This is a genomic window from uncultured Caulobacter sp. (genome assembly GCF_937900395.1).
Lineage (GTDB): Bacteria > Pseudomonadota > Alphaproteobacteria > Caulobacterales > Caulobacteraceae > Caulobacter.
Genome location: NZ_CALCDX010000242.1, coordinates 45,810 through 70,392 on the forward strand (window position 1 = coordinate 45,810; position 24,583 = coordinate 70,392).

Here is a 24,583-nt window from a genome sequence, read left to right on the forward strand (position 1 = left end):
GGCCGGCTAGCGCGTCGCCCAGGCGCGCCCGACCTCGGCCAGCGGGATGCAGCCGTGATAGGCGCCCGGCACAGGATCATATTTCAAGGCGATCGTGGCGCCGGGTTCGGACGTGAAGTAGCCCACCGTCACCCAGTCCTCCAGGGCCGCGAAGAAATGCGGCTGGCTGGGGTTCTGGCCCTTGGCGACCGCGGCTTCCTGGTCGTACGCGGTCAGCATCGCGACCTGCTGCTCGGGCTTCAGCGCCGCGAAGACGTCGCCGTGCGATGCGCGGGCGTCGGCGTCCATACGCGTGAGACCGCCGATCAGCAGGTCCTTCTGGGTCTTGTCGCAATAGTTGGCCAGGGCGCGGTCGATGAACTGCGGCACGCCGGCCTGGCGCGCCCCTGGCGTATCCGTCGTCGGGATGATCAGTTCGGCCACCACGTCGACCAGACGCGCCTGGTCGCTGGTCAGCGCCGTGGGCGTCCAGCCGAGCGTCGGCGCGGCCGCGGCCGCGCGGCTGGCCCAACCGGTCGCCGCCGCGCCGACCGTGAGCGCCAGACCCTTGAGAGCGTCTCGTCGGTGCAGCATCACAGATCTCCCCGCTTGCGAGCCTTCACCGCGTGGTCGGCCGCCCGCGCCGTCAGCGCCATGTAGGTCAGGGACGGATTCACGCACGAGGCCGAGGTCATGGCCGCGCCGTCCGTCACATAGACGTTCTTGCACTCATGGACTTGGTTGTGGGCGTTCAGGACCGAGGTCTTGGGATCGCGGCCCATCCGGGCGGTGCCCATCTCATGGATGCCCAGGCCCGGCGCGAAGCCGCTGTCATAGCCGCGCACGTTCTTGAAGCCCGCCGCCTCGAGCATCTCGGCCGCGGCGTTCTGCATGTCCTTCCGCATCGCCAGCTCGTTCTCGCGCATGGTCACGTTCATGGTCAGGGTCGGCAGGCCGAACTCGTCCTTCAGATCACGGTTCAGGGTGACGCGATTGTCCTCGTAGGGCAGGATTTCGCCGAAGCCGCCCAAACCCATGCTCCATGGGCCTGGCTGGCTGAGCGCGGCCTTGCGCTCCGCGCCGAAACCGCGCCCGGCTTTCCGGAGGTCGCGCTCCCAGCCCGGACGAGACGCGCCGCCCTGGTAGCCGAAGCCGCGCAGGTAGTCGGACCTCTTGGTCGCGGCGTCGCCGAGGTTGCGGAAACGCGGCACATAGATGCCGTTGGGCCGCCGGCCGGAATAGTACATGTCGGCGAATTCGGGGGCCTCGCCGCTGGCCCCGACGCCCAGATGGTGATCCATCACGTTGCGGCCCAGCTGGTCGCTGCCGTTTCCGAAACCATTCGGAAAGCGCGAGCTGGTCGAGTTCATCATGATCCACGCCGAGTTCAGCGCGGAGGCGCAGAGGAACACGACGTCTGCGTAGAACTCCTCGTCCTTGCGCGTGGTCGCATCCAGGATCCGCACGCCGGTGGCCTTGCCGGCCTTCTCGTCATAGATCAGCTCGGTGACGATAGAGTTCGGGCGGATGACGAGATTGCCCGTGCGCTCGGCCGCGACCAGACCGCCGGAATTCGAGCTGTAGTAGCCGCCGAACGGACACCCGCGGATGCACATGTTGCGGTACTGACATTTGGTGCGGCCCAGGCTGAGCTGCTCCTCGGTCGGCGCGGTCAGGTGGGCGGTGCGGCCCATGGTTATCCGCCGTTCGGGGAAGCGCGCTTCGGACTTCGCCTTGAAGGCCTTCTCGACGCAGTTCATCTCCATCGGCGGCTGGTAGACGCCGTCGGGGAGCTGCGGCAGGCCCTCGGCTTGCCCCGAGACGCCGATGAAGCGCTCGACGTGGTCGTACCACGGCGCGAGGTCCTCGTAGCGGATCGGCCAATCGACCGCGATGCCTTCGCGGGCGTTGGCCTCGAAGTCGATCGGGCTGTGGCGATAGCTCTGCCGCCCCCAGGTCAGCGAGCGGCCGCCGACATGATAGCCGCGAATCCAGTCGAACCGGTTGGTCTCGGTATAGGGATTGGTGTCGTCCCGGACGAAGAAGTGCTGGGTGTACTCCGTCATGGTGTAGCCCGTGCGCCGCTGCACCTTGTAGCGCTCGGCCAGCTCATCTGGCGGCAACTGCCCTTGCGGGTACTTGGTCTGCCAGGGATCGAGGGTGGCGGTCGGATAGTCCTCGAGGTGACGCACCATGCGTCCGCGCTCCAGCACGAGAACCTTGAGGCCTTTTTCCGTCAGTTCCTTGGCGGCGATGCCGCCGGTGATTCCGCTGCCCACCACGATGGCGTCGTAGGTGTTCTTACGACGCGCGCGACCGTTCAGGTTGGCCATGTTCGCTCCCTTTGCGGTCCGCTCGCCAGACCGCGCCGGCATGCTTTACGCAACGCGACGCCAACCCTGGATGGAACCCATCATTCTTGCCTGGAGGCTTCCATGAAATGGGTTACATTGCAAGAAAGCTCGACATTCGATCGCGAAAAGTGGGCGTCCGGGAGGAAGAAAGCACTATGACCATCTTGTCCGCCAAGGCGCGGGGCGTCCGCCTGGTCGCGCTCGCGCTCGGTCTGGTTGCGGCCGCCAGCCCGGCGCTCTCTCAGGACCTCAAGGCCGGCCCCTGGAGGCCGCTGTTCGACGGCAAGAGCCTGAACGGGTGGATCCCCAAGATCGCCAAGCATCCGCTGGGCGAGAACTACCAGCAGACCTTCGTCGTCGATCACGGCGCGATCCGGGTTTCCTACGCCGGCTACAAGACCATGGATGGGCAATTCGGCCACCTCTTCTACAAGGCGCCGTTCAAAGCCTACCGCCTCCGCCTGACTTACCGATTCCTGGCCGACGGCGCCCTGCCGGACACGCCCGCCTGGGCGCGCAGCAACAGCGGGATCATGTTCCAAAGCCAGAGCCCCGAGAGCATGACGGTCAACCAGTCGTTCCCGGTCTCGGTGGAGTTCCAGCTGTTGGGCAAGGATGGCGATGGGCGCCGTGCGACCGCCGCGGTCTGCACGCCGGGCGTCACCATCACCATCGACGGCCAGAAGGTGAAGGAGCACTGCACCCCGTCCGCCAACGCGCCGACGATTCCGAACGGAACCTGGGTCAAGGCCGAGCTGGAGGTACGGCCGAACGGCGAGGTGTTCGAGAAGATCGACGGCGTCGTGGTCCACCACTACGCCGACATCACCCTGGATCCCGACGACACGGTGGCCGACGGCGCCAAGCCATACATCCTCGCCCGCGGCGCACAGCGGGTGACCGAAGGCTACATCGCCCTGCAGAGCGAAGGCCATCCGATCGAGTTCAAGGACATCGAGATCCAGGAGCTGACGGCGGGCTAAGGCGCCGTCAGAATCCTCACTTCTTCACAGTCCCCAGGTACTGGATCACCGCCGCGCGCTCTTCGGGGTTCGGCGCGCCCAGCAGCATTTTGGTGCCTGGCACCAGCTTGTTTGGCGCCTTGACGAAGGCGTCCAGCTTGTCAGGCGTCCAAGTGAGCCCCGAGGCCTTCATGGCGCTGCTGTAGGCATAGCCCGGCGCGGTCCCGGCTTTTCTACCGACCACGCCGGCCAGCGGCGGCCCCATTTTGCCGGGAGCGGGCTGCAGCGAGTGGCAGACCGTGCAGCGCTGCTGGAACACCTGCTCGCCCGTGGGGGGCGCGGCGACCGCGCTGGTGGCCAGGCCTGCGGCAATGGCGAAGGTAAGCTGGAACTTCATCGAGTACTCCGTCGGATCGGGCGCATTAGAGGCCAAGGAGGCGGCGGTTACGACCAGGATCCGAAGCGCCGCCGGCGAAATCGTCGAACGCCTTGTCGGTCACCTGGATGATGTGGTCGCGGATAAAGGGCGCGCCTTCGCGAGCGCCCTGCTCGGGATGCTTCAACGCGCACTCCCACTCCAGCACCGCCCAGCCGTCGTAATCGTACTGGGCCAGCTTCGAGAAAATGGCTCGGAAGTCCACCTGACCGTCACCCAGCGAGCGGAACCGTCCCGGTCGGTCGATCCAGCCCAGATAGCCGCCGTAGACGCCCGATTGGGCCGAAGGCCTGAACTCAGCGTCCTTGACGTGGAACGCCTTGATGCGCTCGTGGTAGCGGTCGATGTAGCCCAGATAGTCCAGCTGCTGCAGGACGAGATGGCTGGGATCGTAGAGGATGTTGGCGCGCGGATGGCCGCCGACCTCGTCCAGGAACCGCTCAAAGGTCGCGCCGTCGTGCAGGTCTTCGCCCGGATGGATCTCGTAGCAGGCGTCGACGCCGTTTTCCTCGAAGACGTCCAGGATCGGCTTCCAGCGACGACCGAGCTCGGCGAAGGCTTCCTCGACCAAGCCCGCGGGCCGTTGCGGCCAGGGATAGAAATACGGCCAAGCCAACGCGCCCGAGAACGTGGCGTGGGCTTTCAAGCCGAGGCGTCGACTGGCGACGGCGGCGGCCTTGACCTGACCGACCGCCCATTCCTGGCGCTCCTTCGGCTTGCCGCGCAGCTCCGGCGGGGCAAAGCCGTCGAACAGCTCGTCATAGGCCGGATGCACCGCGACCAGCTGACCCTGCAGGTGGGTCGAGAGTTCGGTGATCTGCAGACCATGGTCGGCCAGCAGGCCGGCGATGTCGTCGCAATAGGCTTGGCTCTCGGCGGCGCGCGCCAGATCGAAGAACGAGTCCGCCCCGCCCGTCGGCATCTGCACGCCGACATAGCCGAGATCCGCGACCCATTTTGCCATGGTCTCCAGCTTGTCGAACGGCGGCTTGTCGCCGATGAACTGGGCCAGGAAGATGCCGGGTCCCTTGAGCGTCTTCATCACGCGTCTCCTTCCAGGCTCACCCAGCCGGCGTCCTCGCGGCTGGCGGCGACGGCCCGCTCGACGAAGGCCATGCCGCGCACGCCCTCGGCGATGTCGGGAACCAGCGCGCCCCCCCCGCCCTCAATGGCGTCGGCGAAGTCGCGGTAGATATTGGCGAAGGCCTCGATGAAGCCCTCCGGATGGCCGGTGGGCAGGCGGGTCACCGCGCGAGCCGCTGCGCTGAGGTAGCCGGAACCCGCATGCAACACCTGGCTGGGGCCTTCCAACCAGTCCAGGGTCAAGACGTTCGGATCCTCGTGAGACCAGGTCACGCCGCCTTTCTCGCCATAGACGCTGAGTGTCAGGCCGTTGCGGGCGCCGGCGCTGATCTGCGAGGCGATCAGCACGCCCCGTGCGCCGTTGCCGAAGCGCAGCAGGACATTGCAATCGTCATCCAGGGCGCGTCCCGGCACCACCGTGGCGACATCGGCGCACAACCGCTCGACCCGCTGGCCGGTCACGAACTCGGCGATGTTGAAGGCGTGGACGCCGATGTCGCCGATGCAGCCGCCGACGCCCGACTGGGTGGGATCGACCCGCCAGCTGGCTTGCTTGTTGTCGGCGTCGCGCTCCAGCGGCTTGGACAGCCAACCTTGCGAGTACTCGACCACCACCTTGCGGACCGCGCCGAGGTCGCCCCGCGCCACGATCTCGCGCGCCTCGCGCACCATCGGATAGCCGGTGTAGGTGTAGGTCAGCCCGTAGTGCTTGCCCGAGGCCGCGACGATGGCGGCCAGCTCCCGCGCTTCTGCGAGGTTCAGAGTGGCCGGCTTGTCGCTGATCACGTTCAAGCCTCCGCGCAGGGCGGCGGCGGAGACGTCGAAGTGCAGATGGTTGGGCGTCACCACCGACACCAATTGGACGCCGTCCGCGCGAGCCCGCTCGGCGGCGATCATCGCGTGGTGGTCGGCATAGACCCGGTCGGGAGCGACGCCCCAGGCCGCGGCGGCCTGGGCGTTCTTGGCCGGGTCTCGGCTGAACACCCCGGCGACGAGGCGGATGCGTCCGTCGAGCTCGGCGGCCATGCGGTGCACCGGACCGATGAACGAGCCGGGGCCGCCCCCGACCATGGCCATCCGCAGGCTCATCAGGCGACCACCTTGGCCAGATAGTCGAAGCTGATCTTGGCTGATTCCAGGCGGGGCCCGGGGAACGGCGGCTCCTGCTCGTAGAAAAAGCCGCGCACGCCAGCGTCATAAGCGGCCGGCAACAGTTTCGGCCAGTTGATCATGCCAGAGCCGACTTCGGTCGGATCCTGGCGCAGTTCGAAATTGAACTTGGTCGTCGGCTTGATGTCCTTGACGTGCATGTGGGTGAAGCGGCCCGGATGCGCTTTCAGCATGGCGAACGGATCATGGCCTGCGGCCGTCACCCAGCCCGCGTCCATCTCGAAGGAGACCAGGCTCGGGTCCGTGCCCTTTAGCAGGATGTCCATGCCCGTCGTGTCGCCCAGCGGCACGAACTCGAAATTGTGGTTGTGGTAGGCGACGCCGATGCCGGCCTTCTTCAGGACGGTCGCCTTCTGGTTCATGAAGTCGGCGTTCCACTTCCAGTCGTCGGCGGTCATCTGCATCCCAGCTTGACGGAGATCCGCGCCGGTGAAGCGGTCCGGGATGTAGAGGATCGGCATGATCGCCGTCTTCACGCCGATCACGCGCAGGTCATCGGCCAGCTTGGCGAGATCGCCGCTAAACGCGGCGCCGGCGCCCTTGGGCTGGACGTGGGCGCTGGTGCAGGAAAGGCCCGCGCGATCGAAAGCGGCGCGCAGCTCGGCCGGCGTGCGGCCGAGATAGCCGGCCAGCTCGACCGTCTTGAAGCCGATCTTGGACACCGTCGCCAGCTGCGTATCGAGCTCCTTGGCCAGATCCGGACCCAGACTGTAGAGCTGGATGCCCAGCGGCAGCTTGCGGCGCTGGAAGAAGTTGGCCTGAGCCGCGCTGGCGGCGCTCGTCCAGGCTGAGGTCATGGCGGCCGCGCCGGCGGCGAGGAGCCCACGTCGAGAAAGGGCGGCGGCTCGGGTTTCGTTGGAAATCGTGCGCACGAGGCTTTCCTTTCGGGCTTAAGGCTGCGCCGGGCTGGCGGCGCCCACGGGGTCTTCGGCTTGGGTTTCGGAGACTGGGCCGCGCGAGGGCGGGCGGAAGAAGATCGCCATCAGCAACACGGCGACTAGCGCCATTCCGGTGGGGACCATGAACAGTCTCGTGTAGTCGACCGTCCCGTTGGCGCTAAGGCGGCTGATCAGCTCGGGGAACAGGAAGCTGGCCGCGACATTGCCGACGCCCAGAATCAAGAGGTTGAACAGACCCTGAGCGCTGGAGCGAACGTCCTTGGGAAACACCGCGTCGACGAAGATGTAGACCGTCGCGAAGAAGAACGCGTAGCAGATCCCGTGCAGCAGCTGGACGGCGACGATCACTGGAATGCTGTCGGCGAAGAACGCGAACACGGCGAACCGAGCGGCGTGACCCAGCACGCCGATGATCATGGTGATCTTCCAGCCCAGCCGCGCCAGGACGCGCCCCAGGAAGAACATCGTCAGAATCTCGGCCACCTGCCCCAGGCTCAGCACGACCATCGACAGGTTGCCGGCGATGCCGACCCGATTGGTCAGGAAGGCGTCGGCCATCACGAAGTAGCCGTTGTGGATCACGGAATCGATGAAGGTGACGATGAACAGCACCAGCACGAACGGCGCGCCCAGCAGCTTGAAGGCCCGTCGCCAGGCCAGCTTGTCGACGCCCGCTTCTTCCTTGCGCGGCGGCGTGTGCGGCAGGGTCAGCGAATAGGCGGCGAAGGCGAAGGACAGGATAGCCGCGACCAGGAAGATCCAGCGAGTCTGCTCGGCGGTGGCGTGCGCCCCCAGCAGGAAGACGAAGGGCCAGCTGACCAGCACCCAGCCCACCGTGCCGCCCATCCGCACCGCGCCGAACTCGCCGGCCGGGTCTTTCAGATTGGCGAAGGCGATCGAGTTGGTGACCGACAGGGTCGGCACATAGACCAAGCTGAAGATCAGGTAGCAGCCAAAGAACGGCCAGAAGCTTGTCGAAAACGCCGTGCCGACCAGGGCTAGGCCGCCGATCAGGTGGCTAGCGGCCAGGAACCGCTCGGCCGAAAAGTTGCGATCGGCGAACTGGTTGGAGAAAAAGATGCCGACCAGGGCCGCGACGCCCCAGGCGCTGCCGACCAGCGATTGCTGCCAGGGCGCGAAGCCCAGCATGCCCATGTAAGGAAAGATCTTCGGCGCCCAGGCGCCCCAGATCGCCAGCTGCAGCACCATCATCAGGAAGAGCCGGAAGCTCGTCTTCATGGTCCTGGTCCTCCCCGACCAGCTTGGGCGCCTTTTGACCATTCCGGCCACGCGCGCTCCGATGTAATCGAAATCATCGATAACAGGGGTCGGGCGAACCGGCAACCGGCTCCCAAGCTCCAGCTTCGCCTTGCCAAGGCTGGGAGCAGTCGCCAGTGTCGCCGCGATGGCGACCATTCAAGATGTTGCGCGGGCCGCGGGCGTGTCGACGGCGACGGTCTCGCGAGTGTTCAGCGCCCCCGAGCTGGTGATCGAGCCGACGCGCCAGAGGGTCATGGCCGCGGTGGCCCAGCTCGGCTACGAGCCCAACTTCGCCGCCAAGAGCCTGCGCACCCTGCGGACCGAGAAGATCCTGGTCACGGTGCCCGACATCTCCAACCCGTTCTTCTCGCAGGTCATTCGCGGCGTCGAGGAAGCCGCCCTCGCCGCCGGCTACTCCGTGCTTCTGGGCGACACGCGCCATGAAGAGGCGCGAGAGGAGCAATACGCGGCCATGTTCCGCCGCAAGGAAGCCGATGGCCTGATCTTCCTCGGTCACCGCCTGCCCGACGCCCTGGCCGAGATGGTCGCCGCCAAGGGCGTGAAGACTCCGATCGTCAACGGCTGCGAATTCCGCCCTGGCCTCGCCGTCTCCAGCGCGCACATCGACAATGAAGGCGCCGCCGCCGAAGTCATGGAGCATCTCTATGGCCTTGGTCACATCCGGATCGGCGTCGTGACCGGACCTCTGGCCAGCCCGATCAGTAGCGATCGCTTGTCCGGCGTCCTGGCGGCCGCTCAGCGCCACGGCCGGGCCAGCGCCCTGCGCATCTCGATCGGCGACTTCTCGATCGAGTCGGGCGTGCGCCAAGCCGGAGAGCTGCTGGATGAGCCGGGCCGCCCGACGGCGATCTTCTGTTTCAGCGACGAGATGGCGATGGGCGCGCTGGAGGCGATCCGTCAGCGCGGCCTTTCCTGCCCGCGCGACGTTTCGCTGGTGGGCTTCGACGACATCCGCTTCTCGCGCCATCTCGACCCGCAGTTGACCACCGTTAGCCAGCCGATGGAGCAGATCGGGCACGAGGTCGTGCGGCTCCTGCTCGACATCCTGGCCGGCCGGGCGACAACGCTGCAAAACGTAACCCTGCCGCACGAACTGGTCGTGCGCGCCAGCACCGCGCCGCCGGCGGCCTAGGGCCGGGGCGGCAGCTCCCGCACCCAGATGTTGCGGAAGCTGATCGGCTTGCTGGGATCGCCGTGGGCCTGCAGCTTGATCGGCGCGGGCCCGTGCGGCTTGTAGGACGGCTTGCCGATATAGACGGTCTCGCCAGCAAGGATCGCGTTGTCCTGCACGAGCACGCCGTTGTGCAGCACCGTGACCGTGGCTGGCGATGCGAGCGTTCCGGCGTCGGTGAAGCGCGGCGCGCGCCAGACGATGTCGTAGGTCTGCCACTCGCCCGGCTTGCGGCTGGCGTTGGCCAGCGGCGGATGCTGCTTGTAGACGCTGGCGGCCTGGCCATTCACGTAGGTCTGGTTCTCGAAGGAGTCGAGAATCTGGACCTCATAGCCCGCGTCGCGCGGCCCCGTGGACGCCAGGAAGACGCCGCTGTTGCCTCGCCCCTGGCCGCTTCCGTCGATGTCGGCGGGAATGCGCCATTCCAGGTGCAACTGGTAGTCCTGAAAGGCGCGTCTGGTCTCGATATTGCCCTTGGCCTTATCGACCGTGATAACGCCGTCGACCACGGTCCAGGCCGCCGGTGACTTGTCCTGGCTCGAGACCCATTGGTCGAGCCCCTTGCCGTCGAACAGGACGATCGCGTCGGACGGCGCGCCTCCGGCGACGGAGGCCGGCGTGACGATCGCCGGCTTCGGGCTCCAGACCTCGGTGTCCTCGGGACGGGACTGGGCCTGCGCCGAAGACGCGGCGAGGATCGTCAGGCAGACTGCGCTCTGGAGAATTCGGGTCATGGCGCGCGTACTCCAACCGTCCCACCAAGGCGATGGATGCGGCCGCCCGCGACTCCACCGCGCGTAGCGGATATGATCCCGATCAATCTGTCGACCCTCTCCGCGTGGCATGAGGCGAAAGTCGCCGTAGGCGGCGTTTCACGGTTCTTCGGTGATGATGGACGCGTCCGCACCCCGCTCAGCTAGACGCTTCTGGGCGTTGCTCCTTGGCGGCCTTGTGCTTTTGGCGGCCGTGGCGGCTGCGGCCTTGCTGCTGCGACCTCCCGCCGTGGAGATCGCCAAGACGAGGACGGGCAAAGCCGTGGACGTCATCTACGCTTCGGGCGTCGTTGATTACGTCCGCCAGGCGCATGTCGCGCCGATCGTCACCGCGCCCATTCGCCACGTCGATGTGGCGGAGGGGGATTGGGTCAAGCCCGGCCAGTCGCTGGCGCAGCTTGAGGACGGGCCGGCGCAGGGCACGGCGTTGCAGCTGGCGGCTCAGGCCTCACAGGCGCGGATCTCGGCGGGCCGTGTGCGACGGCTCTACGCGGCCGGCTTCGCGGCGAAGGCGGCCGACGACGACGCCCAGGCCCAAGCGCGCGCCGCGACCGCGGCCGCCGACAGCGCAGCAGCGCGCCTCCGGGACTATCGACTGACGGCGCCGTTCGCCGGCCAGGTGCTGCGACGCGAGGCCGAGCCCGGCGATCTCGGAACCGTCGGGACGGCGCTGTTCGTGATCGCTGATCCCCGGACACTGCGGATCACCGCTGACGTCGACGAGCGCGACATCGCCCGGCTGAAGCCAGGCGTCCAGGCGTTGATCCGCTCGGACGCCTTCCCCGGCCGCACCTTCGAAGGCCGCGTCTCGCAGATCACGCCGGCCGGCGACGCCAAGGGACGGGTGTTCCGCGTTCGCATCGCGCTTCCGGCCGACAGCGGACTTCCGCCCGGCATGACCGTGGAGACGAACCTGGTGACCGATCGCCGCCCGAAGGCCGTGCTGGCCCCGTCCAGCGCGGTGCGTGACGGCGCGGTCTGGACGATAAGGGATGGCCGCGCTCGACGTGTACAGGTCCGCATCGGCGCGGTCGGCGGCGACCTCACGGAGATCCGGACAGGCGTCGCGGCCGGTGAACGCGTGATCGTCAAGCCGCCCGAGGGCCTCAAGGACGGGCAACGCGTGCGGGTCGCGAGCGATCCATGAGCCTGCCGTCAGTCCTGGCGAACATCGCCTTGGCGCATCTGAGAGTCCGCGCCCGCCAGACCCTCGTGGCGACCCTGGGCGTCGCGATCGGCGTCGGCTTTTTCCTCGCCGTCTCCGGCATGATGGTCGGCTCGCAGAAGGACTTCATCCGCACGCTCGTGGACTCCGCGCCGCACATCATCGTCCGCGACGAGCAGCGTCGCCCCGTCCGCCAACCCGCCCTGGACGCCTTCCCGAACGCGGCGGTCGCTATTCGCGGCCTGCGTCCGCAGGAGGAGGTGCGTGGCCTGAAGGACTGGCCGGCCATGCTGGCGGACGCTCGCGCCATTCCGGGCAGCCTCGCCGCCCCCTCCCTGACCGGCGCGGTGACGATCGCCTATGCCGGCCGCAACGCGGCGGTCGCCTTGAACGGCGTCGATCCTCGCCTCGAAGGGCGGCTCGCCAAGATCAACGAAAGTCTGACGGGGGGCGCCTTGACCGATCTGGAGGCGCGGCCGGACGGCATCATCATCAGCCGCCCGCTCGCGGACCGGCTTGGAGCGAAGCTAGGCGACACCCTGGTGGTCACCGCGCCGACCGGTGCGCTGCAGCGGATGCGGATCCTGGCCCTGATCGAGCCCGACGCCCGCGCGGGTTTCTATGCCGGCGACACGGTGGCCTATGGCCTCCTGAGGACGGCGCAGGTCGTCTTCGCCCGGCCCAGCATCGTCAATCAGATCCATATCCGACTGGCGGACTCGGCCGACGCCGAAGTCCAGGCCAAACGGCTCGAGGCGCGGTGGGGCTACAAGTGGGAGTCCTGGCAGGAGCGCTCGGTCGACATCCTGAACCTGCTCGTGGTGCGCAACATCATCATGTACGCGGTGATCATGGCCATCCTGATCGTGGCCAGCTTCGGCATCTACACCGCCGTCTCCAACAGCGTCGCCGACAAGCGGCGCGACATCGCCATCCTTCGCGCCATGGGGTTCACCACGGGCGACGTGCAGGCGATCTTCCTGCTGGAAGGTCTGCTGGTCGGCGTGATGGGAGCGTTGGTCGGCTTCGCGATCGGCACGGGCCTGCTGCAGGTGTTGGCCAGCCTACCGCTGTCGATGGGCGGCAAGCCTCTGGTGTTGCCGCTGGATCGCAGCCTGCCGCAGTACCTGCTGGCCGGCGGCGCGTCGCTCAGCGCGGCGATCGTCGCGGCCTGGCTGCCGGCCCGCAAGGCCGCGGGCGTCGATCCGGTCGCGATCCTGCGAGGCGCGGCATGAGCGCTTTGATCGAGGCTCGCTCCGCGACGAGAATCCTGTCGGATCCCGAGCCCTTCACGCTGGTGGACGGGGTCAGCCTCGCCGTGGAGGCCGGCCAGATGGTCGCGATCGTCGGCCCATCGGGCTGTGGCAAGTCGTCCCTGCTCTATCTGCTGGGCCTGCTGGATCGGCCAAATGACGGCGAAGTGTTGATCGACGGACGCCCGACCGGGAGTCTGAGCGACGCGGCCCGCACCCGCCTGCGTTTGGAGCGGATCGGCTACGTCTTCCAGTTTCACTTCCTGCTGCCGGAACTGACGGCTCGCGCCAACGTGGCGCTGCCGATGCGGCGCCTCGGCCACAAGTCCTCCGCCGAGATCGACGAGGCAGTGCAGACCTTGCTCGAGAAACTCGGCGTCGCCGCCCAAGGCGACCGGCGGCCCGACCGCCTGTCAGGCGGCCAGCGTCAGCGGGTGGCGATCGCCCGGGCGCTCGCCAACGACCCGGCAATCCTGCTCGGCGACGAGCCGACCGGCAATCTCGACAGCGTCAACACGCGCCTGGTGATCGAGGAATTCCAGCGTCTCGCGCATATCGAGGGCCGCGCCGTTATCTGCGTGACCCACGACGAGGGCTTCGCAGAAGCGGCGGATCGGCGCATCCGGATGCTGGACGGCCGGATTGTCGACGAGAACTAGGCCGCGACGCGCGCGTCCAGGGCCTCTAGCCGCACCAGGATCCGATCCAGCGTTGAGCGCTTGACCGGCTTGCCATCGCGCAGCTTGGTCCAGGTGGTCTCGCTGATGGCGTAACATGCGAACAGATGCTCACGCGTGACGGCGGGCAGCCGGGCGCGCAGACGCTGGAAGATTTCTCGGGAAGCAGTGACGGTTTCAGCCATGGGATAGCGCGGAGCAGTTACGCACGAGAAGATGTCTCTACCGCGTCCCTATGACGGTCTTGTTGGTCGGCGATATTTCAACGCTGTTACGCAAGGCCAAGTTTCCGACGAAATCGGTATTGGCGGCAATCAGCGGTTACGTTTGGGGTGCTCTCAACTGGAAACGCATGCCGTCATAGCCCGGTTCGACGCCCGGCGGCAGTCGCGCGGCCAGAGCGTGGTAGTCGAGATCGATGTGCAGGTTCGTCAGAATCGCGCGTTTGGGCCTGGCCCGCGCGATCCATTCCAAGGCGAGCTCCACATGCGCGTGGGTCGGGTGCGGCGTCCAGCGCAGGGCGTCGACGATCCAGACTTCGAGATCAGCCAGATCGGCCCAACTGCCGTCCGGGATCGCCCGCACGTCGGGCGTATAGGCGACGTCGCCAATCCGATAGCCGACGGCGCGCACCTCCCCATGATCGACGTCGAAGGTGTGGACGGAGATATCGCCGCTGGGTCCCGAGATTTCGAAATCATGGCCCAACGGCGGCAGCAGGCGTGGCTCACAGATGGCCGGATAGCCGCCGCGGGTATGGAAGATGTATTCGAAGCGCTTCAGCAGACCGTCGTGCGTCGCCTGGTCCATATAGGTCGGGATGCGGACGCGCTGGTTCAGGAAGAAGGGGCGCAGGTCGTCGATGCCGTGCGCCTGGTCGGCATGGTCGTGCGTGAACAGCGCCGCGTCCACGCGCCGGACGCTGGCGGCCGCCGTCTGAAGCCGCAGGTCAGGCGCCGTGTCGATGATGACCGTCGTCTGGTGAGTCCGACCGCCCTCGCCCAAGCGGCGCACCAGGAGCGAGCAGCGCGAGCGATGGTTCTTCGGCTCCGCTGGGTCGCAGTCCCCCCAGTTGCCGTCGGCGCGAGGAACGCCGCCCGATGAGCCGGAGCCCAGGATGGTGAACTCCAGCGTCGCGGTCATGGGCGAGGGATCCGGTCGAACAGGGCGAAGAAGGCGTCCTCGGTGCGTTGCTCGGTCTCTGACCGGCTCCAACCCCGGATCTCGGCCAGCTTGTCGTAGATGTGCGGCAGATAGGCCGGCTCGTTGCGGCGTCCTCGCATGGGCACGGGCGCCAGATACGGGCAGTCGGTCTCGACGATAATCCGTTCGGCCGGCATGTCGCGGATCACCGCCCTCACCTCCTCGGCCGCCTTGAAGGTGGCGATGCCAGAGACCGAAAACCAGGCGCCAAGGTCGGCGGCGCGTCGAGCCAGCGCCGGACCGCTGGTGTAGCAGTGCATCAGGATCTTGAACGGCCCGGCGGCATGCTCCGCCTCCAGGATCTCGCCCATGACCTCGTCCGCCTCGCGCGTATGGACGACGAGCGGCAGACCGCTCTCCCGCGCGGCGATGCAGTGCTGGCGAAAGACTTCCGCCTGAACTTCGCGCGGCGACAGGTCGTAGTGAAAGTCGAGTCCGCACTCGCCGATGCCGATCACGCGCGGACGGCTGGCCAGCTCGACCAGGCGCGCGGCGGTTAGGTCAGGATCTTCCTTGGCTTCGTGCGGATGCGTGCCGACCGTGCACCAGATGTCGGGTTCGGCCATGGCGATTTCGTGAACCGCCTCGAAGGACGAGACCTTGTCGCAGATGGTGACCATCAGGCCGACGCCGGCCTCGCGAGCCCGGGCGATTACGGCGTCGCGATCCTCGGCGAACTGCGGCGCGTGGAGATTCACATGGCTGTCGATGAGCATGCGGCTCACATCGCCGCCTTGGCCGCCGCGCGCAAGTCCGAGATGACGCTCCAGAACACATCGCTGCGGTCGAGGTTCACAGCCTCGGCTTCGCCGGGCACGCTGGAGAGGCGCTCCCAAGCCGCCGCCCAGCGGTCGAGGCCCGGTGAGTTCTTGCCGTCGGCGGCGACCTGGGTGGCGAAGATCCGCACCTGGTCAGCCATCCGGTCCATCAGAAGCTCGAACCGCGCCGCGCCCTCCGCGCCGCGGAACGTATCGGCCATGGCCAGTAGCGCCCCTTCGTCGATCTTCGGCAGACCGCGCAGGATCTCGTTGGCCGCGTCGTCCATGGCGATCGCGCCGACGGCCGCCAGCTGCAGCGCCTTGCCCGGCGCGCCGTGGGCCATCCGCGCCAGACGCTCGGCGTCCCTGTGAGGCAGGTCGGCCATACGCTCGACCATGTCGGCGGCGGCGGGCACGCCCGGCGCCGGAACCGGCAGGCGGCGGCAGCGCGAGCGGATGGTCGGCAGCAGCTTCCCCGGCGCGTGGCTGATCAGCAAGATCACCCCGCGCGGCGGCGGCTCCTCCAGCGTCTTCAGCACCGCGTTGGCGGCGTTGACGTTCAGGTCGTCGGCGGCGTCGATGATCGCCACCCGATATGGCGAGACCGCCGGCGAGTTGGCGAAGAACTCGGGCAGCTTTCGCGCCTCGTCCACCGGGATCGCCTTCCGGGCCTTGCCGTCGTCGGTCAGGCGTTCCAGCACCATCAGGTCCGGATGCGAACGCGCGGCCACCTGGCGGCTGACGACGTCGGACGGCGCCGCGCCCAGCAGGCCCAGGGACGGCTCGGGCCGCGCGCCCAGCAGACGCCGCGCCATGCGATAGGCCAGGGTCGCCTTGCCGACGCCTTCAGGCCCCGTCAGCAGCCAGGCGTGGTGTAGGCGTCCGCGATCGAGCGCGTCCAGAAACGCGGCCTCGGCCGCCGACTGTCCTTCCAGCGTATAGACGTCGCGAGGATGCGCCGGGGCGTGCATCAGCGCTCCAGATTCTGGTCGACCGCGTCGCTGATGGCGGCGGTCACGGCGTCGATCTCAGCGTTGGCTTCGATGACCACGCAGCGGTCGGGCTCGCGGCGCGCGATCTCCAGATAGCCGGCGCGGAGCCGCTCGTGGAACGCCAGCCCCTTGGACTCGAAGCGAGCCGCCCCGCCTCGCGCCTCGGCCCGCTGCAGGCCAACCTCGGCCGGCAAGTCGAGGATCAGCGTCAAGTCCGGGATCGTCCCGCCCAGGACGTGGTCCTCCAGCGAGGCGATCAGGCTGGCGGGCGCGTCGCCGCCGGCGCCCTGATAGGCGCGGGTCGAGTCGGCGAAGCGGTCGCAAAGGACAATCGCGCCGCGCGAGAGGGCTGGGCGGATCACGCGCTCCACGTGGTCGCGGCGCGCGGCGTACATCAGCAGGGTCTCGGTGACCGGCGACCAGCGATCGGCGGCGCCATTGACCAGAAGCTCGCGGATCGCCTCGGCGCCAGGACTGCCGCCCGGCTCGCGGGTCACGACCACGTCATGGCCGGCGGCCTGAAGCCGGTCGGCCAGACGGCGGATCTGAGTGGACTTCCCAGCCCCCTCGCCGCCTTCGAAACTGATGAAGAAACCCTGGGTCACCGGCCTCCATTCGACCGGATTCCAAGGCTTGTCCAGAGGGTCTAGGGGCGAAGGACCGTCGCGCCGGAATAGCCGAGCGCCTCGACCCGCTGACGCAGGCTCCAGGCCTCGCCTTCGTCGTCGCCGGCGGCGACCACGACGCGGTATAGCGTACCGCTGGGCCGTTCCAGCGGCTCGATCCTGGCGCTTCCAGCCAACGCCAGCTGCTGCACGGCCTTCTCGGCGTTTTCACGGCTGGAGAAGGCGCCGGCCTGGATTCGATAGCTCGCCTTGAGCGCGGGCGCCGTCACGGGCGCGGGTTTCACGGGATCCGGCGGATTGATCGGCGGGGCCGAGAGGGCCGGCGAAGGCGACCACTCAGGCTCTGGCCTAGCCGGTAGAACCTGCACGCGCTGCGGCGGCTCCTGGATTTCGGCGAAGCTGCGCGTTGTCGGCGCTTCGGTCCGCGCCTGGGCGTACCGACGCGGCGGATCGAAGACGCTCTTGGGCGCCGGCCCGATATATTTGACCCGCACCTTGGCCACGCCCGCGCGCCGATAGCCGAGCTCCTCGGCCGCGGCCTTGGAAAGGTCGATGACCCGGTCGCCGACGAACGGCCCCCGGTCATTAACCCGCACGATCATCCGCCGCCCGTTGTCGAGGTTCGTGACCTCAACCAGGCTTGGCAGCGGCAACGTCTTGTGGGCCGCCGACGGGATGTCCATGTCGAAGATCTCGCCGTTGGCGGTGCGGCGATTGTGGAACTGCTCGCCGTACCACGAGCCAATCCCGATGACGTTGTAGTCGCGATCTTCCTTCGGATAGTACCAGACGCCGTTGATCTGATAGGGCTTTTCGGTGCCGCGTAGCGGCTTTCCGTTTGGACCGACCATGTCGCTGGGGCGCGGCGCGGCGTTGCGGGCGCCGATCATGGGGCGGCCGACATCGTATTTGGGCGTCGCGCACGCAGCCAGGCTGAGCGCCGCGAGAACGAAGAGCCCGTGCAGGCGGACCATCCGCCAGAAGCGATCGATGTGCTGGTCCATGCGCATGCCGTTCCAGATGAGGGGCGCGCCCCTCTGATCGATCAAGGTGACCGAATTGTTTTGAAGTCTGGTTAAGACGATTGCCGTCTGGTTAAGGCGATGACGCGCTGATATAGCCGCCTGCTCCGGACAGGTGGCCGAGTGGTTTAAGGCAGCGGTCTTGAAAACCGCCGTAGGTGGAAGCCTACCGTGGGTTCGAATCCCACCCTGTCCGCCACAGCCCTTCAGGGCGGAAGACCCTTTCAGGACAAGCATGTCGGCGAACCGCACCGCGCTCTATGGTCAGCCCGATCACGATCTGGCCCCAGCCGCGCCGGATGCGGTCCAACTGTCGCCGGTCATCGTCGGGTCCAGCGACATCGCCGGGATCGCGACCGAATCTCTTAACGCCGTGACGGTCCGTGCGCCGGCCGGCGCGGTCGAGCGTCGCTTTGTCCTCGCCCATGCCTTGCGCGTCCTGGCGCCGGGCGGCCGCCTCACGACGTTCGCGCCCAAGGACCGCGGCGGCCTGCGCCTGAAGAAGGAACTCGAGGCGTTCGGCTGCGAGGTCGGCGAGAGCGCCAGGCGGCACAATCGCATCTGCATGGTCGTGCGCCCTCAGGCGCCGAAAGGCCTGGATGAGGCTATCGCCGCCGGCGCCCCGCGCCAGATCGCCGACAACGGTCTTTGGACCCAGCCCGGCGTCTTCAGCTGGGATCGACTGGACGCCGGGACGAACGCTTTGCTTCAGGTTCTGCCGGAATTCTCCGGCGCCTGCGCGGATTTTGGCGCGGGCATCGGCCTCTTGGCGCTCAATGTGCTGGCCTCGAGCAAGGTGACAAAGCTGACTCTGGTCGAGCTGGATCGCCGCGCGGTCGAGGTCGCCAAGCGCAACATCGCCGATCCGCGCGCCGCCTTCATCTGGGGTGATGTCCGCAACGACGCCGCGGGCCTCAAGGACCTCGACTTCGTCGTCAGCAATCCGCCGTTCCACGAGGGCGGCGGCGAGGACAAGGCGCTGGGCCAAGCCTTTATTCGGGCAGCGGCGGGCGCGCTGCGCAAAGGCGGCGCCCTGTGGATGGTCGCCAACCGCCACCTGCCCTACGAGGCGATCTTGGCGGAGAGCTTCGCCAAGGTTCGACTGGTCGCCGAAGGCGGCGGCTACAAGGTGTTCGAGGCGCGCAAATGAGCAAGGCGCTGATGGCCCGACTGGACCGGCTGTTGGCTAATCTGGGCTATGGCAGCCGCAAGGAGGTGCAGACCCTGGTCGCCGCCGGCAAGGTCATGCTGGACGGCAAGGTGCTGAAGGACTCCGGCGCTCGGATCGCCGTCGACGCCACCTTGCCCGAGCGCATGACCATCCGCGGTGTTGCGGTCGATCCGCCAGCCCCGCTGGTGCTGATGATGCACAAGCCGCTGGGGGTTGTCTGCTCGCACAAGGAGGACGGTGAGAAGATCTACGATCTGCTGCCGCGCCGCTGGCGGCTGCGGGATCCGGCGCTGTCGACGGTCGGGCGTCTGGACAAGGACACCAGCGGCCTGATCCTGATCACGGACGACGGCGACTTCCTGCATCGCGTGATCTCGCCCAAGCGCCATGTGCCCAAGACCTACCTCGCCAAGCTCGACCGCGCGCTGAACGGTTCCGAAGCCGAGACCTTCGCCGCCGGGACGCTGATGCTGGAGGGCGAGGAAAAGCCGTTGCTGCCGGCTCGGTTGGAGATCGTCGATGAACGCACGGCGCGGCTGACGATCTCCGAAGGCCGCTACCATCAGGTCAGGCGGATGTTCGCCGCTGTCGGCAACCATGTCGTCGATCTGCACCGCGAACGCATTGGCGGCATCACGCTGCCGGAGGACTTGGCGCCCGGCCAGCATCGCATCCTGCCGGCCGCCGAAGCCGAAAAGGTGTTCGCGGATGGTTGAACCAATCCTCGTGGATGCGCGCGGGCACCATTGCCCGGTGCCGACCCTGAAGCTGCGCAAGGCGCATGAGGCCGCCGCGCCAGGCGCGGAGCTTGTCCTGCTGGCCACCGACCCGATGGCCCGGATCGACGTCCCCCACTTCGCCGGCCAGATCGGCGCGACTGTGCTGGAGATCGCCGACCAGGACGGCGGCGTGATCAGGTTTCGTATTCTGAAGGCGGCCTGAGCGGGATCGCTTTCGGGCCCTCTAGAAGGGCCCTAGGACGTTCGTCCAGTGCGATCTCGACCTCGGTGGCCAGGGCGCCGCCGAAGAAAATAGCGTTCACGCTCCAGGACAGCCAGATCAGGAAGATGATCACGGCCGAGATCGAGCCGTAGGTCGCGCCCAGGTGGACGATCTTCTCGACGTAGAAGGCGCTGGCCCACGACATGAAGACGCACAGCGCCGCGGCGGCGACTCCGCCGGAGGTCGAGGCGCGCCAGCCCACCGGCTCGCGCGACATGGCGTAGCGGTAGACCAACGTCATGCCGACCACGATGCCGAAGCTGGCCCAGGTCCATTCGGACTGGATCCAGGAGACGCCGGCCAAGGGCCGCAGGTTCAACGCCGAGCCGAGCAATCGCAGGGTGAGGAAGACGCCCGACATGAAGAAGAGCAGGCCGAAAGCGGCGATCAGCACCAGCAAGGCCATCAGATTGAAGCCGAAGAAGCCGCGCTGGTTCTCCTCGTCGTGGATGAACGAGAGCCCCGCGAGCAGCGCCTTGAAACCCCGATGGGCGGCGTAGGCACCGACGATCAGCACGACGCCGCTCTGCAGCGAGATCGCGCCGCCGGGCGCGTGGGCCAGTCGCCCGAACTCGTCCTGGAACATGCCGCGCGCTCCGGACGGGATCAGCTCGGCCAGCTTGTTGGCCTGCCGCGCGGCGGTCTCGGGCGTCAGGAACAGGCTGTAGAGGCCGATCAGAATCGCCAGGCCCGGGAACACCGCCAGCAAGGCGAAGAACGAGACCCCGCCGACATAGAGCATGACGTCGCGCCCCCAGAGCCTGGAGAGCGCCAGCCCCAGCACGCGCAGGATTTCACGGGCCCAGTGGATCGGATCGAGGTCGAGGTCGCGCCAGCGGATCTGATGGAGCGGATCTTTCATCCGGCGGACCATGGCGGCGCCGCCCCCGGAAGTCAAAGACGCGCCGTCATGGGGGACGACGCGTCTTTCAAGGCTTGGCCTGGAACCGATCGCCGCATCGAGGGACGGATGGCGCGGAGACCGATCGACCTTCGAACGCTAGGCCCCGGCGCCTGAACCGCACCTGAACGGGTTAGAGGGCGCCGGACGCCTTCAGCCCTTCGATCGCGTCGGCGGAGAAGCCCCAGTCGGCCAGCGCCTGGTCATTGTGGGCGCCGATCTTGGGCGGCGGGCCCTGGATGGCGCCGGGCGTGGCCGAAAAGCGCGGGGCCGGCGCCGGCTGGGTGACGCCCTCGACCTCGACGAAGGTCTGGCGCGCGGCGTTGTGGGCGTGTCCCGGCGCTTCGTCCATGGTCAGCACCGGCGCGAAGCAGACATCGGTGGCGTCCATGATCGCGCACCATTCGTCGCGGCTCTTGGTCTTGATCACGGCCGCCAGCTTCTCCCGAAGCTCGGGCCATTCCTCGCGGCTCATCTGGTGCTGGAACTGCGGGTCGGAAATCCCCGTCTTTTCCAGCAGCAGCAGGTAGAACTGCGGTTCGATCGAGCCGATCGAGATCCACTTGCCGTCTGCGCATTGGTAGGTGTCATAGAAGTGGGCCCCGCCGTCGAGCAGGTTGGTCCGCCGCCCTTCGTTCCACATGCCGCCCGCCTTGAAGCCGTAGAACATCGCCATCAGCGAAGCCGCGCCGTCGCTCATGGCGCAGTCGATCACCTGCCCCTGCCCCGTCTTGCGAGCGTGGATCACCCCGGCCAGCAGGCCGAACGCCAGATAGAGCGCCCCGCCCCCGAAGTCGCCGACCAGGTTCAGCGGCGGCACGGGCTTTTCCTCGGTCCCGATCGCGTGCAGCGCGCCGGTGATGGCGATGTAGTTCATGTCGTGGCCGGCGGCCTTGGCGTAGGGCCCGGTCTGGCCCCAGCCGGTCATGCGGCCGTAGACAAGCTTGGGATTGCGGGCCAGAGCGACGTCCGGTCCCAGGCCCAGGCGCTCCATGACGCCCGGCCGGAAGCCCTCGATCAGGCCATCGGCCCGCTCCAGGAGTTTCAGGCAAGTCTCGATCGATTCAGGGTTCTTGAGATCTAGCGCCACCGAGCGCCGCCCCCGCGCTGTGACATCGGCCGGCGAGCCGCGCCCCTGCCCCTTGCGGTCGATGCGGACGACGTCCGCGCCCAGGTCCGACAGCAGCATGCCGCAGAACGGTCCCGGACCGATGCCGGCGAACTCGACGATCTTCAGTCCCGAAAGCGGCCCCTGGCCCATGGCGTCGTCTCCCTTCCGGCTCTCACCAAGCGGCCGGTCCGCCATACTAGAGCGGGCCTGACGTTCGGTCAGGCAAGTCCTCGCGCTCACGCCCCCAACGATCTTGGATTCGCCCCCAACCTGCGGCGTTGCGCGGCTTTGACCGGGCCCTTGGTCTGCTATGTTGCGGCGGCGAATCTCGAAGCGCGCCGCCTGGTCGGCATGGCGAGCATTCGGGCGGAGGTTGGTTTGGCGGCAGACGCCCGGATCCTGATCGTGGCGCGCGACGACGTTCGCGCCGGACCGCTGGCCGAAGGGCTGGACCGGCTGGGCTGGCGCACCATCACCGCGCGCGGTCCCTACGCCGCCGTCGCGGCCCTGGGCGACCTGCCGATCGAGGCGGTGATCGTCGACCTGGCCAGCGCCGGTCCGGACGTCCAGACCCTGTCGCGGCGCCTGAAGGCCGCCGTCGCACCCCGCCGCCTGCCGGTGATCGCCATCGGCGACCCCGAGGCCGACTATCGCGATCAGACCTTCGACCTCACCCTGTCGCCGCCGCTGCACCCCTCGCAGGCGGCCTTGCGGCTCGAGACCCTGGTTCGCACAGCCATCGCCGAAGAGGAGTTCGAGCTGCGGCTGGAGACCTTCGGCGATCGCGGTCGACGCCTGGATCTGCCCGAGCAGTCGGAGGCGCCGTTCCGGATCCTGGCCGTCGGCGAGCCCGCCCCGCAGTTCCTGGCCTTGTCGAACGCCCTGCAGCGCAGCGGCGCCGAGGTGGTCGGCGCCTTCACCGCCTACACCGCCTTTGACTATCTGCACGAGCGCCCGTTCGACGCCGTCGTCTTGTGGGCCGGCGACAGCCAGCAGGAAGCGCTGTCGATCGCGGCCGGCATGCGCCGCAACACCCGCCTCTATCACATCCCGGCCCTGCTCTATCTCAAGGCCGAGAGCTATGTGACCATGTCGGACGCCTTCCATCGCGGCGTCTCGGACGTGGCCTCTCCCGAAACGCCGGAAACCGAGACCGCCCTGCGCGTCATGGAGCTGGCCCGCAATTTCCGGCGCGGCGAAGCGATCCGCGGCGCTCTGGAAAAGGCCCGAAGCTCGGGCCTGATGGACGCCGCCACCGGCCTCTTCACGCGCGATCTGTTCGCCGCCCACCTGGCGCGCCTGGCCACAGCCGCCCGCGAGCGGGCCCGTCCGCTGTCGATCTGCGTGCTGCGGGTCGCGGAAAAGCCCGATACCGTCTGGGCCCGCCAGAACGGCTGGCTGGACCGCGCCATTCCGCAGATCGGCTCGATGATCGGCCGCCTGGTCCGCGTCGAGGACACCCCGGCTCGCCTCTCGACCGAAGTGTTCGCCCTGGCCCTGCCGGCGACCAACCAGAACGCCGCCCGCGCCGCGGCCGAGCGGATCGCCGCCGTGATCGGCTGCACCGCCTTCGACGCCGGCGAGGATCGTCCGCCGTTCGTCTGCGAGTTCGACATCGGCGTGGCCGAGGTCCAGCCCGGCGAAGGCGCGGTGAAGGCCCTGGAACGCGCGGCCGCCGCCGCCATGAAGCGCGAGGTCGGCTGACCGCTCGCGCTTGGGCGCGCAGTCTCTTCGGCCTATATGCGGTCGGTCCCGTCTCGGACAGACCTTCTCCAGGAGTACGCCGTGGCCCAGTCCCAGCCCATGATCATCGATGTCGTCGCCGACGTCGTCTGCCCCTGGTGCTTTCTCGGCTGGCGGCGCCTGAAGTCGGCCCTGGCCCTGCGGCCGAGCCTGGACGCCCAGCTGATCTGGCGGCCCTATCAGCTGGACCCGTCGATCCCGGAGGAAGGCGTCGACCGCAAGGCCTACATGGCCCAGAAGTTCAAGGACCCGGAGCGGCTCAAGGCCGTCCACGCGGCTCTGCTGGAAGGCGGCGCCGAGGAAGGCATCGCGTTCGATTTCGACGCCATCCAGCTCTCGCCCAACACGAACGCCGCCCATCGCCTGATCCGCTGGGCCCTGACGGCCGGCGTTCAGGACCAGATCGTGGAAGCGTTGTTCAAGGCCTATTTCGAACAGGGCCTCGACATCGGCGACCCCGTCGTGCTGGCCGACATCGCCGAGGCCGCGGGCATGGAGCGAATGGTGGTGCTGCAACTGCTCTCCGAAGGCGCTGACAAGGAAGCCGTGGCGCGCGAACATGCCATGGCCGTCCAGGGCGGCGTGACCGGCGTGCCGTTCGCCATCTTCGCCGGCAAGGTCGCCGTGGTCGGCGCCGAGACGCCGGAGCGGATCGCCGAGGCGATCGATCAGGCCCTGGCGGCCTAGGCACACGACTTAGCCGCTTCACGCGGCTGGCCGCTGAAGGGATAGGGAGGCGACGGAGCGGCCGGGCGAACCCGGAGACCGTGAGTGTGATTTGCGTTTCGGCTCGACTGTCCGCTCCGCCAGGCTGTTCTTGCCCGTGAGGATGGGGGGCGTGAGCGTGTTTC

General features: G+C 67.9%; 26 protein-coding genes and 1 tRNA gene. 11 read left to right on the forward strand and 16 right to left on the reverse strand.

Annotated elements, in window-relative coordinates:
• Positions 1-6: 6 nt before the first annotated feature.
• Both Q0379_RS22480 and Q0379_RS22485 read right to left on the reverse strand, forming a co-directional pair.
• Positions 7-573, reverse strand: coding sequence for a gluconate 2-dehydrogenase subunit 3 family protein (locus tag Q0379_RS22480; RefSeq protein WP_299016998.1), 567 nt, complete (start codon positions 571-573; stop codon positions 7-9).
• Positions 573-2,312 carry a GMC family oxidoreductase gene (locus Q0379_RS22485; RefSeq protein WP_299017001.1) on the reverse strand — a complete coding sequence of 580 codons (1,740 nt, stop codon included), beginning with the start codon at positions 2,310-2,312 and terminating at the stop codon, positions 573-575. Before Q0379_RS22485 ends, Q0379_RS22480 begins: the two co-directional genes overlap by 1 nt.
• Positions 2,313-2,488: 176 nt before the next feature.
• Between Q0379_RS22485 and Q0379_RS22490 the strand changes: the two genes are divergently transcribed.
• On the forward strand, positions 2,489-3,316 hold the full coding sequence (locus tag Q0379_RS22490; protein WP_299017004.1) for a DUF1080 domain-containing protein: 828 nt from the start codon (positions 2,489-2,491) through the stop codon (positions 3,314-3,316).
• A gap of 16 nt (positions 3,317-3,332) precedes the next feature.
• On the opposite strand, the gene Q0379_RS22495 is transcribed toward Q0379_RS22490, so the two are convergent.
• From Q0379_RS22495 to Q0379_RS22515, 5 genes are read right to left on the reverse strand one after another with little or no spacing between them, the layout of a single operon-like run.
• Complete coding sequence (locus Q0379_RS22495) at positions 3,333-3,692, reverse strand: c-type cytochrome (protein WP_299017007.1); 360 nt, start codon at positions 3,690-3,692, stop codon at positions 3,333-3,335.
• A gap of 25 nt (positions 3,693-3,717) precedes the next feature.
• Entirely contained in the window at positions 3,718-4,773 is a 1,056-nt protein-coding gene (locus Q0379_RS22500) for a sugar phosphate isomerase/epimerase (protein WP_299017010.1), read from the reverse strand.
• Positions 4,773-5,903, reverse strand: a complete 1,131-nt coding sequence (locus tag Q0379_RS22505) for a Gfo/Idh/MocA family oxidoreductase (protein ID WP_299017013.1) — start codon at positions 5,901-5,903, stop codon at positions 4,773-4,775. Before Q0379_RS22505 ends, Q0379_RS22500 begins: the two co-directional genes overlap by 1 nt.
• Positions 5,903-6,856, reverse strand: a complete 954-nt coding sequence (locus Q0379_RS22510; RefSeq protein ID WP_299017018.1) for a sugar phosphate isomerase/epimerase — start codon at positions 6,854-6,856, stop codon at positions 5,903-5,905. Before Q0379_RS22510 ends, Q0379_RS22505 begins: the two co-directional genes overlap by 1 nt.
• A gap of 18 nt (positions 6,857-6,874) precedes the next feature.
• Complete coding sequence (locus Q0379_RS22515) at positions 6,875-8,122, reverse strand: MFS transporter (protein ID WP_299017021.1); 1,248 nt, start codon at positions 8,120-8,122, stop codon at positions 6,875-6,877.
• 166 nt (positions 8,123-8,288) lie between these two features.
• Between Q0379_RS22515 and Q0379_RS22520 the strand changes: the two genes are divergently transcribed.
• Positions 8,289-9,296, forward strand: a complete 1,008-nt coding sequence (locus tag Q0379_RS22520) for a LacI family DNA-binding transcriptional regulator (RefSeq protein ID WP_299017029.1) — start codon at positions 8,289-8,291, stop codon at positions 9,294-9,296.
• On the opposite strand, the gene Q0379_RS22525 is transcribed toward Q0379_RS22520, so the two are convergent.
• A complete protein-coding gene (locus tag Q0379_RS22525; RefSeq protein WP_299017032.1) occupies positions 9,293-10,069 on the reverse strand; it encodes a DUF1080 domain-containing protein in 777 nt (258 codons plus the stop codon). The two genes, Q0379_RS22520 and Q0379_RS22525, sit on opposite strands and share 4 nt — an antisense overlap.
• A gap of 247 nt (positions 10,070-10,316) precedes the next feature.
• Here Q0379_RS22525 and Q0379_RS22530 point away from each other — a divergent pair, with 247 nt between their 5' ends.
• From Q0379_RS22530 to Q0379_RS22540, 3 genes are read left to right on the forward strand one after another with little or no spacing between them, the layout of a single operon-like run.
• Complete coding sequence (locus Q0379_RS22530) at positions 10,317-11,255, forward strand: efflux RND transporter periplasmic adaptor subunit (protein ID WP_299017035.1); 939 nt, start codon at positions 10,317-10,319, stop codon at positions 11,253-11,255.
• Positions 11,252-12,508 carry an FtsX-like permease family protein gene (locus tag Q0379_RS22535; protein ID WP_299017038.1) on the forward strand — a complete coding sequence of 419 codons (1,257 nt, stop codon included), beginning with the start codon at positions 11,252-11,254 and terminating at the stop codon, positions 12,506-12,508. Before Q0379_RS22530 ends, Q0379_RS22535 begins: the two co-directional genes overlap by 4 nt.
• Entirely contained in the window at positions 12,505-13,185 is a 681-nt protein-coding gene (locus Q0379_RS22540) for an ABC transporter ATP-binding protein (RefSeq protein WP_299017041.1), read from the forward strand. The genes Q0379_RS22535 and Q0379_RS22540 overlap by 4 nt, the downstream gene beginning before the upstream one ends.
• Here Q0379_RS22540 and Q0379_RS22545 read toward each other — a convergent pair.
• The 6 genes from Q0379_RS22545 to Q0379_RS22570 all read right to left on the reverse strand — a co-directional run bounded on the left by Q0379_RS22545 (position 13,182) and on the right by Q0379_RS22570 (position 17,786).
• Positions 13,182-13,388 (reverse strand): hypothetical protein, encoded by a 207-nt coding sequence (locus Q0379_RS22545; protein WP_066687704.1) that lies wholly within the window; start codon positions 13,386-13,388, stop codon positions 13,182-13,184. The two genes, Q0379_RS22540 and Q0379_RS22545, sit on opposite strands and share 4 nt — an antisense overlap.
• Positions 13,389-13,524: 136 nt before the next feature.
• Positions 13,525-14,346: an MBL fold metallo-hydrolase gene (locus Q0379_RS22550; RefSeq protein ID WP_299017046.1), complete on the reverse strand. Its 822-nt coding sequence runs from the start codon at positions 14,344-14,346 to the stop codon at positions 13,525-13,527.
• Positions 14,343-15,131, reverse strand: a complete 789-nt coding sequence (locus tag Q0379_RS22555) for a TatD family hydrolase (protein ID WP_299017049.1) — start codon at positions 15,129-15,131, stop codon at positions 14,343-14,345. The genes Q0379_RS22550 and Q0379_RS22555 overlap by 4 nt, the downstream gene beginning before the upstream one ends.
• Positions 15,128-16,138, reverse strand: a complete 1,011-nt coding sequence (locus Q0379_RS22560) for a DNA polymerase III subunit delta' (RefSeq protein WP_299017070.1) — start codon at positions 16,136-16,138, stop codon at positions 15,128-15,130. Before Q0379_RS22560 ends, Q0379_RS22555 begins: the two co-directional genes overlap by 4 nt.
• On the reverse strand, positions 16,135-16,761 hold the full coding sequence (tmk, locus tag Q0379_RS22565; RefSeq protein ID WP_299017053.1) for a dTMP kinase: 627 nt from the start codon (positions 16,759-16,761) through the stop codon (positions 16,135-16,137). The genes Q0379_RS22560 and tmk overlap by 4 nt, the downstream gene beginning before the upstream one ends.
• A gap of 41 nt (positions 16,762-16,802) precedes the next feature.
• Positions 16,803-17,786, reverse strand: a complete 984-nt coding sequence (locus Q0379_RS22570) for a septal ring lytic transglycosylase RlpA family protein (protein WP_299017072.1) — start codon at positions 17,784-17,786, stop codon at positions 16,803-16,805.
• 127 nt (positions 17,787-17,913) lie between these two features.
• On the opposite strand from Q0379_RS22570, the gene Q0379_RS22575 reads away from it, so the two are divergent.
• From Q0379_RS22575 to Q0379_RS22590, 4 genes are all read left to right on the forward strand, one after another.
• Positions 17,914-18,003 (forward strand) — tRNA-Ser (locus tag Q0379_RS22575).
• Positions 18,004-18,039: 36 nt separating this feature from the next.
• Positions 18,040-18,954: a class I SAM-dependent methyltransferase gene (locus tag Q0379_RS22580; protein ID WP_299017055.1), complete on the forward strand. Its 915-nt coding sequence runs from the start codon at positions 18,040-18,042 to the stop codon at positions 18,952-18,954.
• Positions 18,951-19,691, forward strand: a complete 741-nt coding sequence (locus Q0379_RS22585; RefSeq protein WP_299017057.1) for a pseudouridine synthase — start codon at positions 18,951-18,953, stop codon at positions 19,689-19,691. Before Q0379_RS22580 ends, Q0379_RS22585 begins: the two co-directional genes overlap by 4 nt.
• Positions 19,684-19,917 carry a sulfurtransferase TusA family protein gene (locus Q0379_RS22590; protein ID WP_299017059.1) on the forward strand — a complete coding sequence of 78 codons (234 nt, stop codon included), beginning with the start codon at positions 19,684-19,686 and terminating at the stop codon, positions 19,915-19,917. Before Q0379_RS22585 ends, Q0379_RS22590 begins: the two co-directional genes overlap by 8 nt.
• Here the strand turns inward: Q0379_RS22590 and Q0379_RS22595 are convergent.
• Positions 19,889-20,875 (reverse strand): YihY/virulence factor BrkB family protein, encoded by a 987-nt coding sequence (locus Q0379_RS22595; protein WP_299017061.1) that lies wholly within the window; start codon positions 20,873-20,875, stop codon positions 19,889-19,891. The genes Q0379_RS22590 and Q0379_RS22595 overlap by 29 nt on opposite strands.
• A gap of 136 nt (positions 20,876-21,011) precedes the next feature.
• Positions 21,012-22,139: a CaiB/BaiF CoA-transferase family protein gene (locus Q0379_RS22600; RefSeq protein WP_299017063.1), complete on the reverse strand. Its 1,128-nt coding sequence runs from the start codon at positions 22,137-22,139 to the stop codon at positions 21,012-21,014.
• 228 nt (positions 22,140-22,367) lie between these two features.
• On the opposite strand from Q0379_RS22600, the gene Q0379_RS22605 reads away from it, so the two are divergent.
• Complete coding sequence (locus Q0379_RS22605; RefSeq protein WP_299017065.1) at positions 22,368-23,693, forward strand: PleD family two-component system response regulator; 1,326 nt, start codon at positions 22,368-22,370, stop codon at positions 23,691-23,693.
• Positions 23,694-23,774: 81 nt separating this feature from the next.
• On the forward strand, positions 23,775-24,419 hold the full coding sequence (locus tag Q0379_RS22610; protein WP_299017067.1) for a DsbA family protein: 645 nt from the start codon (positions 23,775-23,777) through the stop codon (positions 24,417-24,419).
• The last annotated feature ends 164 nt before the right edge of the window (positions 24,420-24,583 follow it).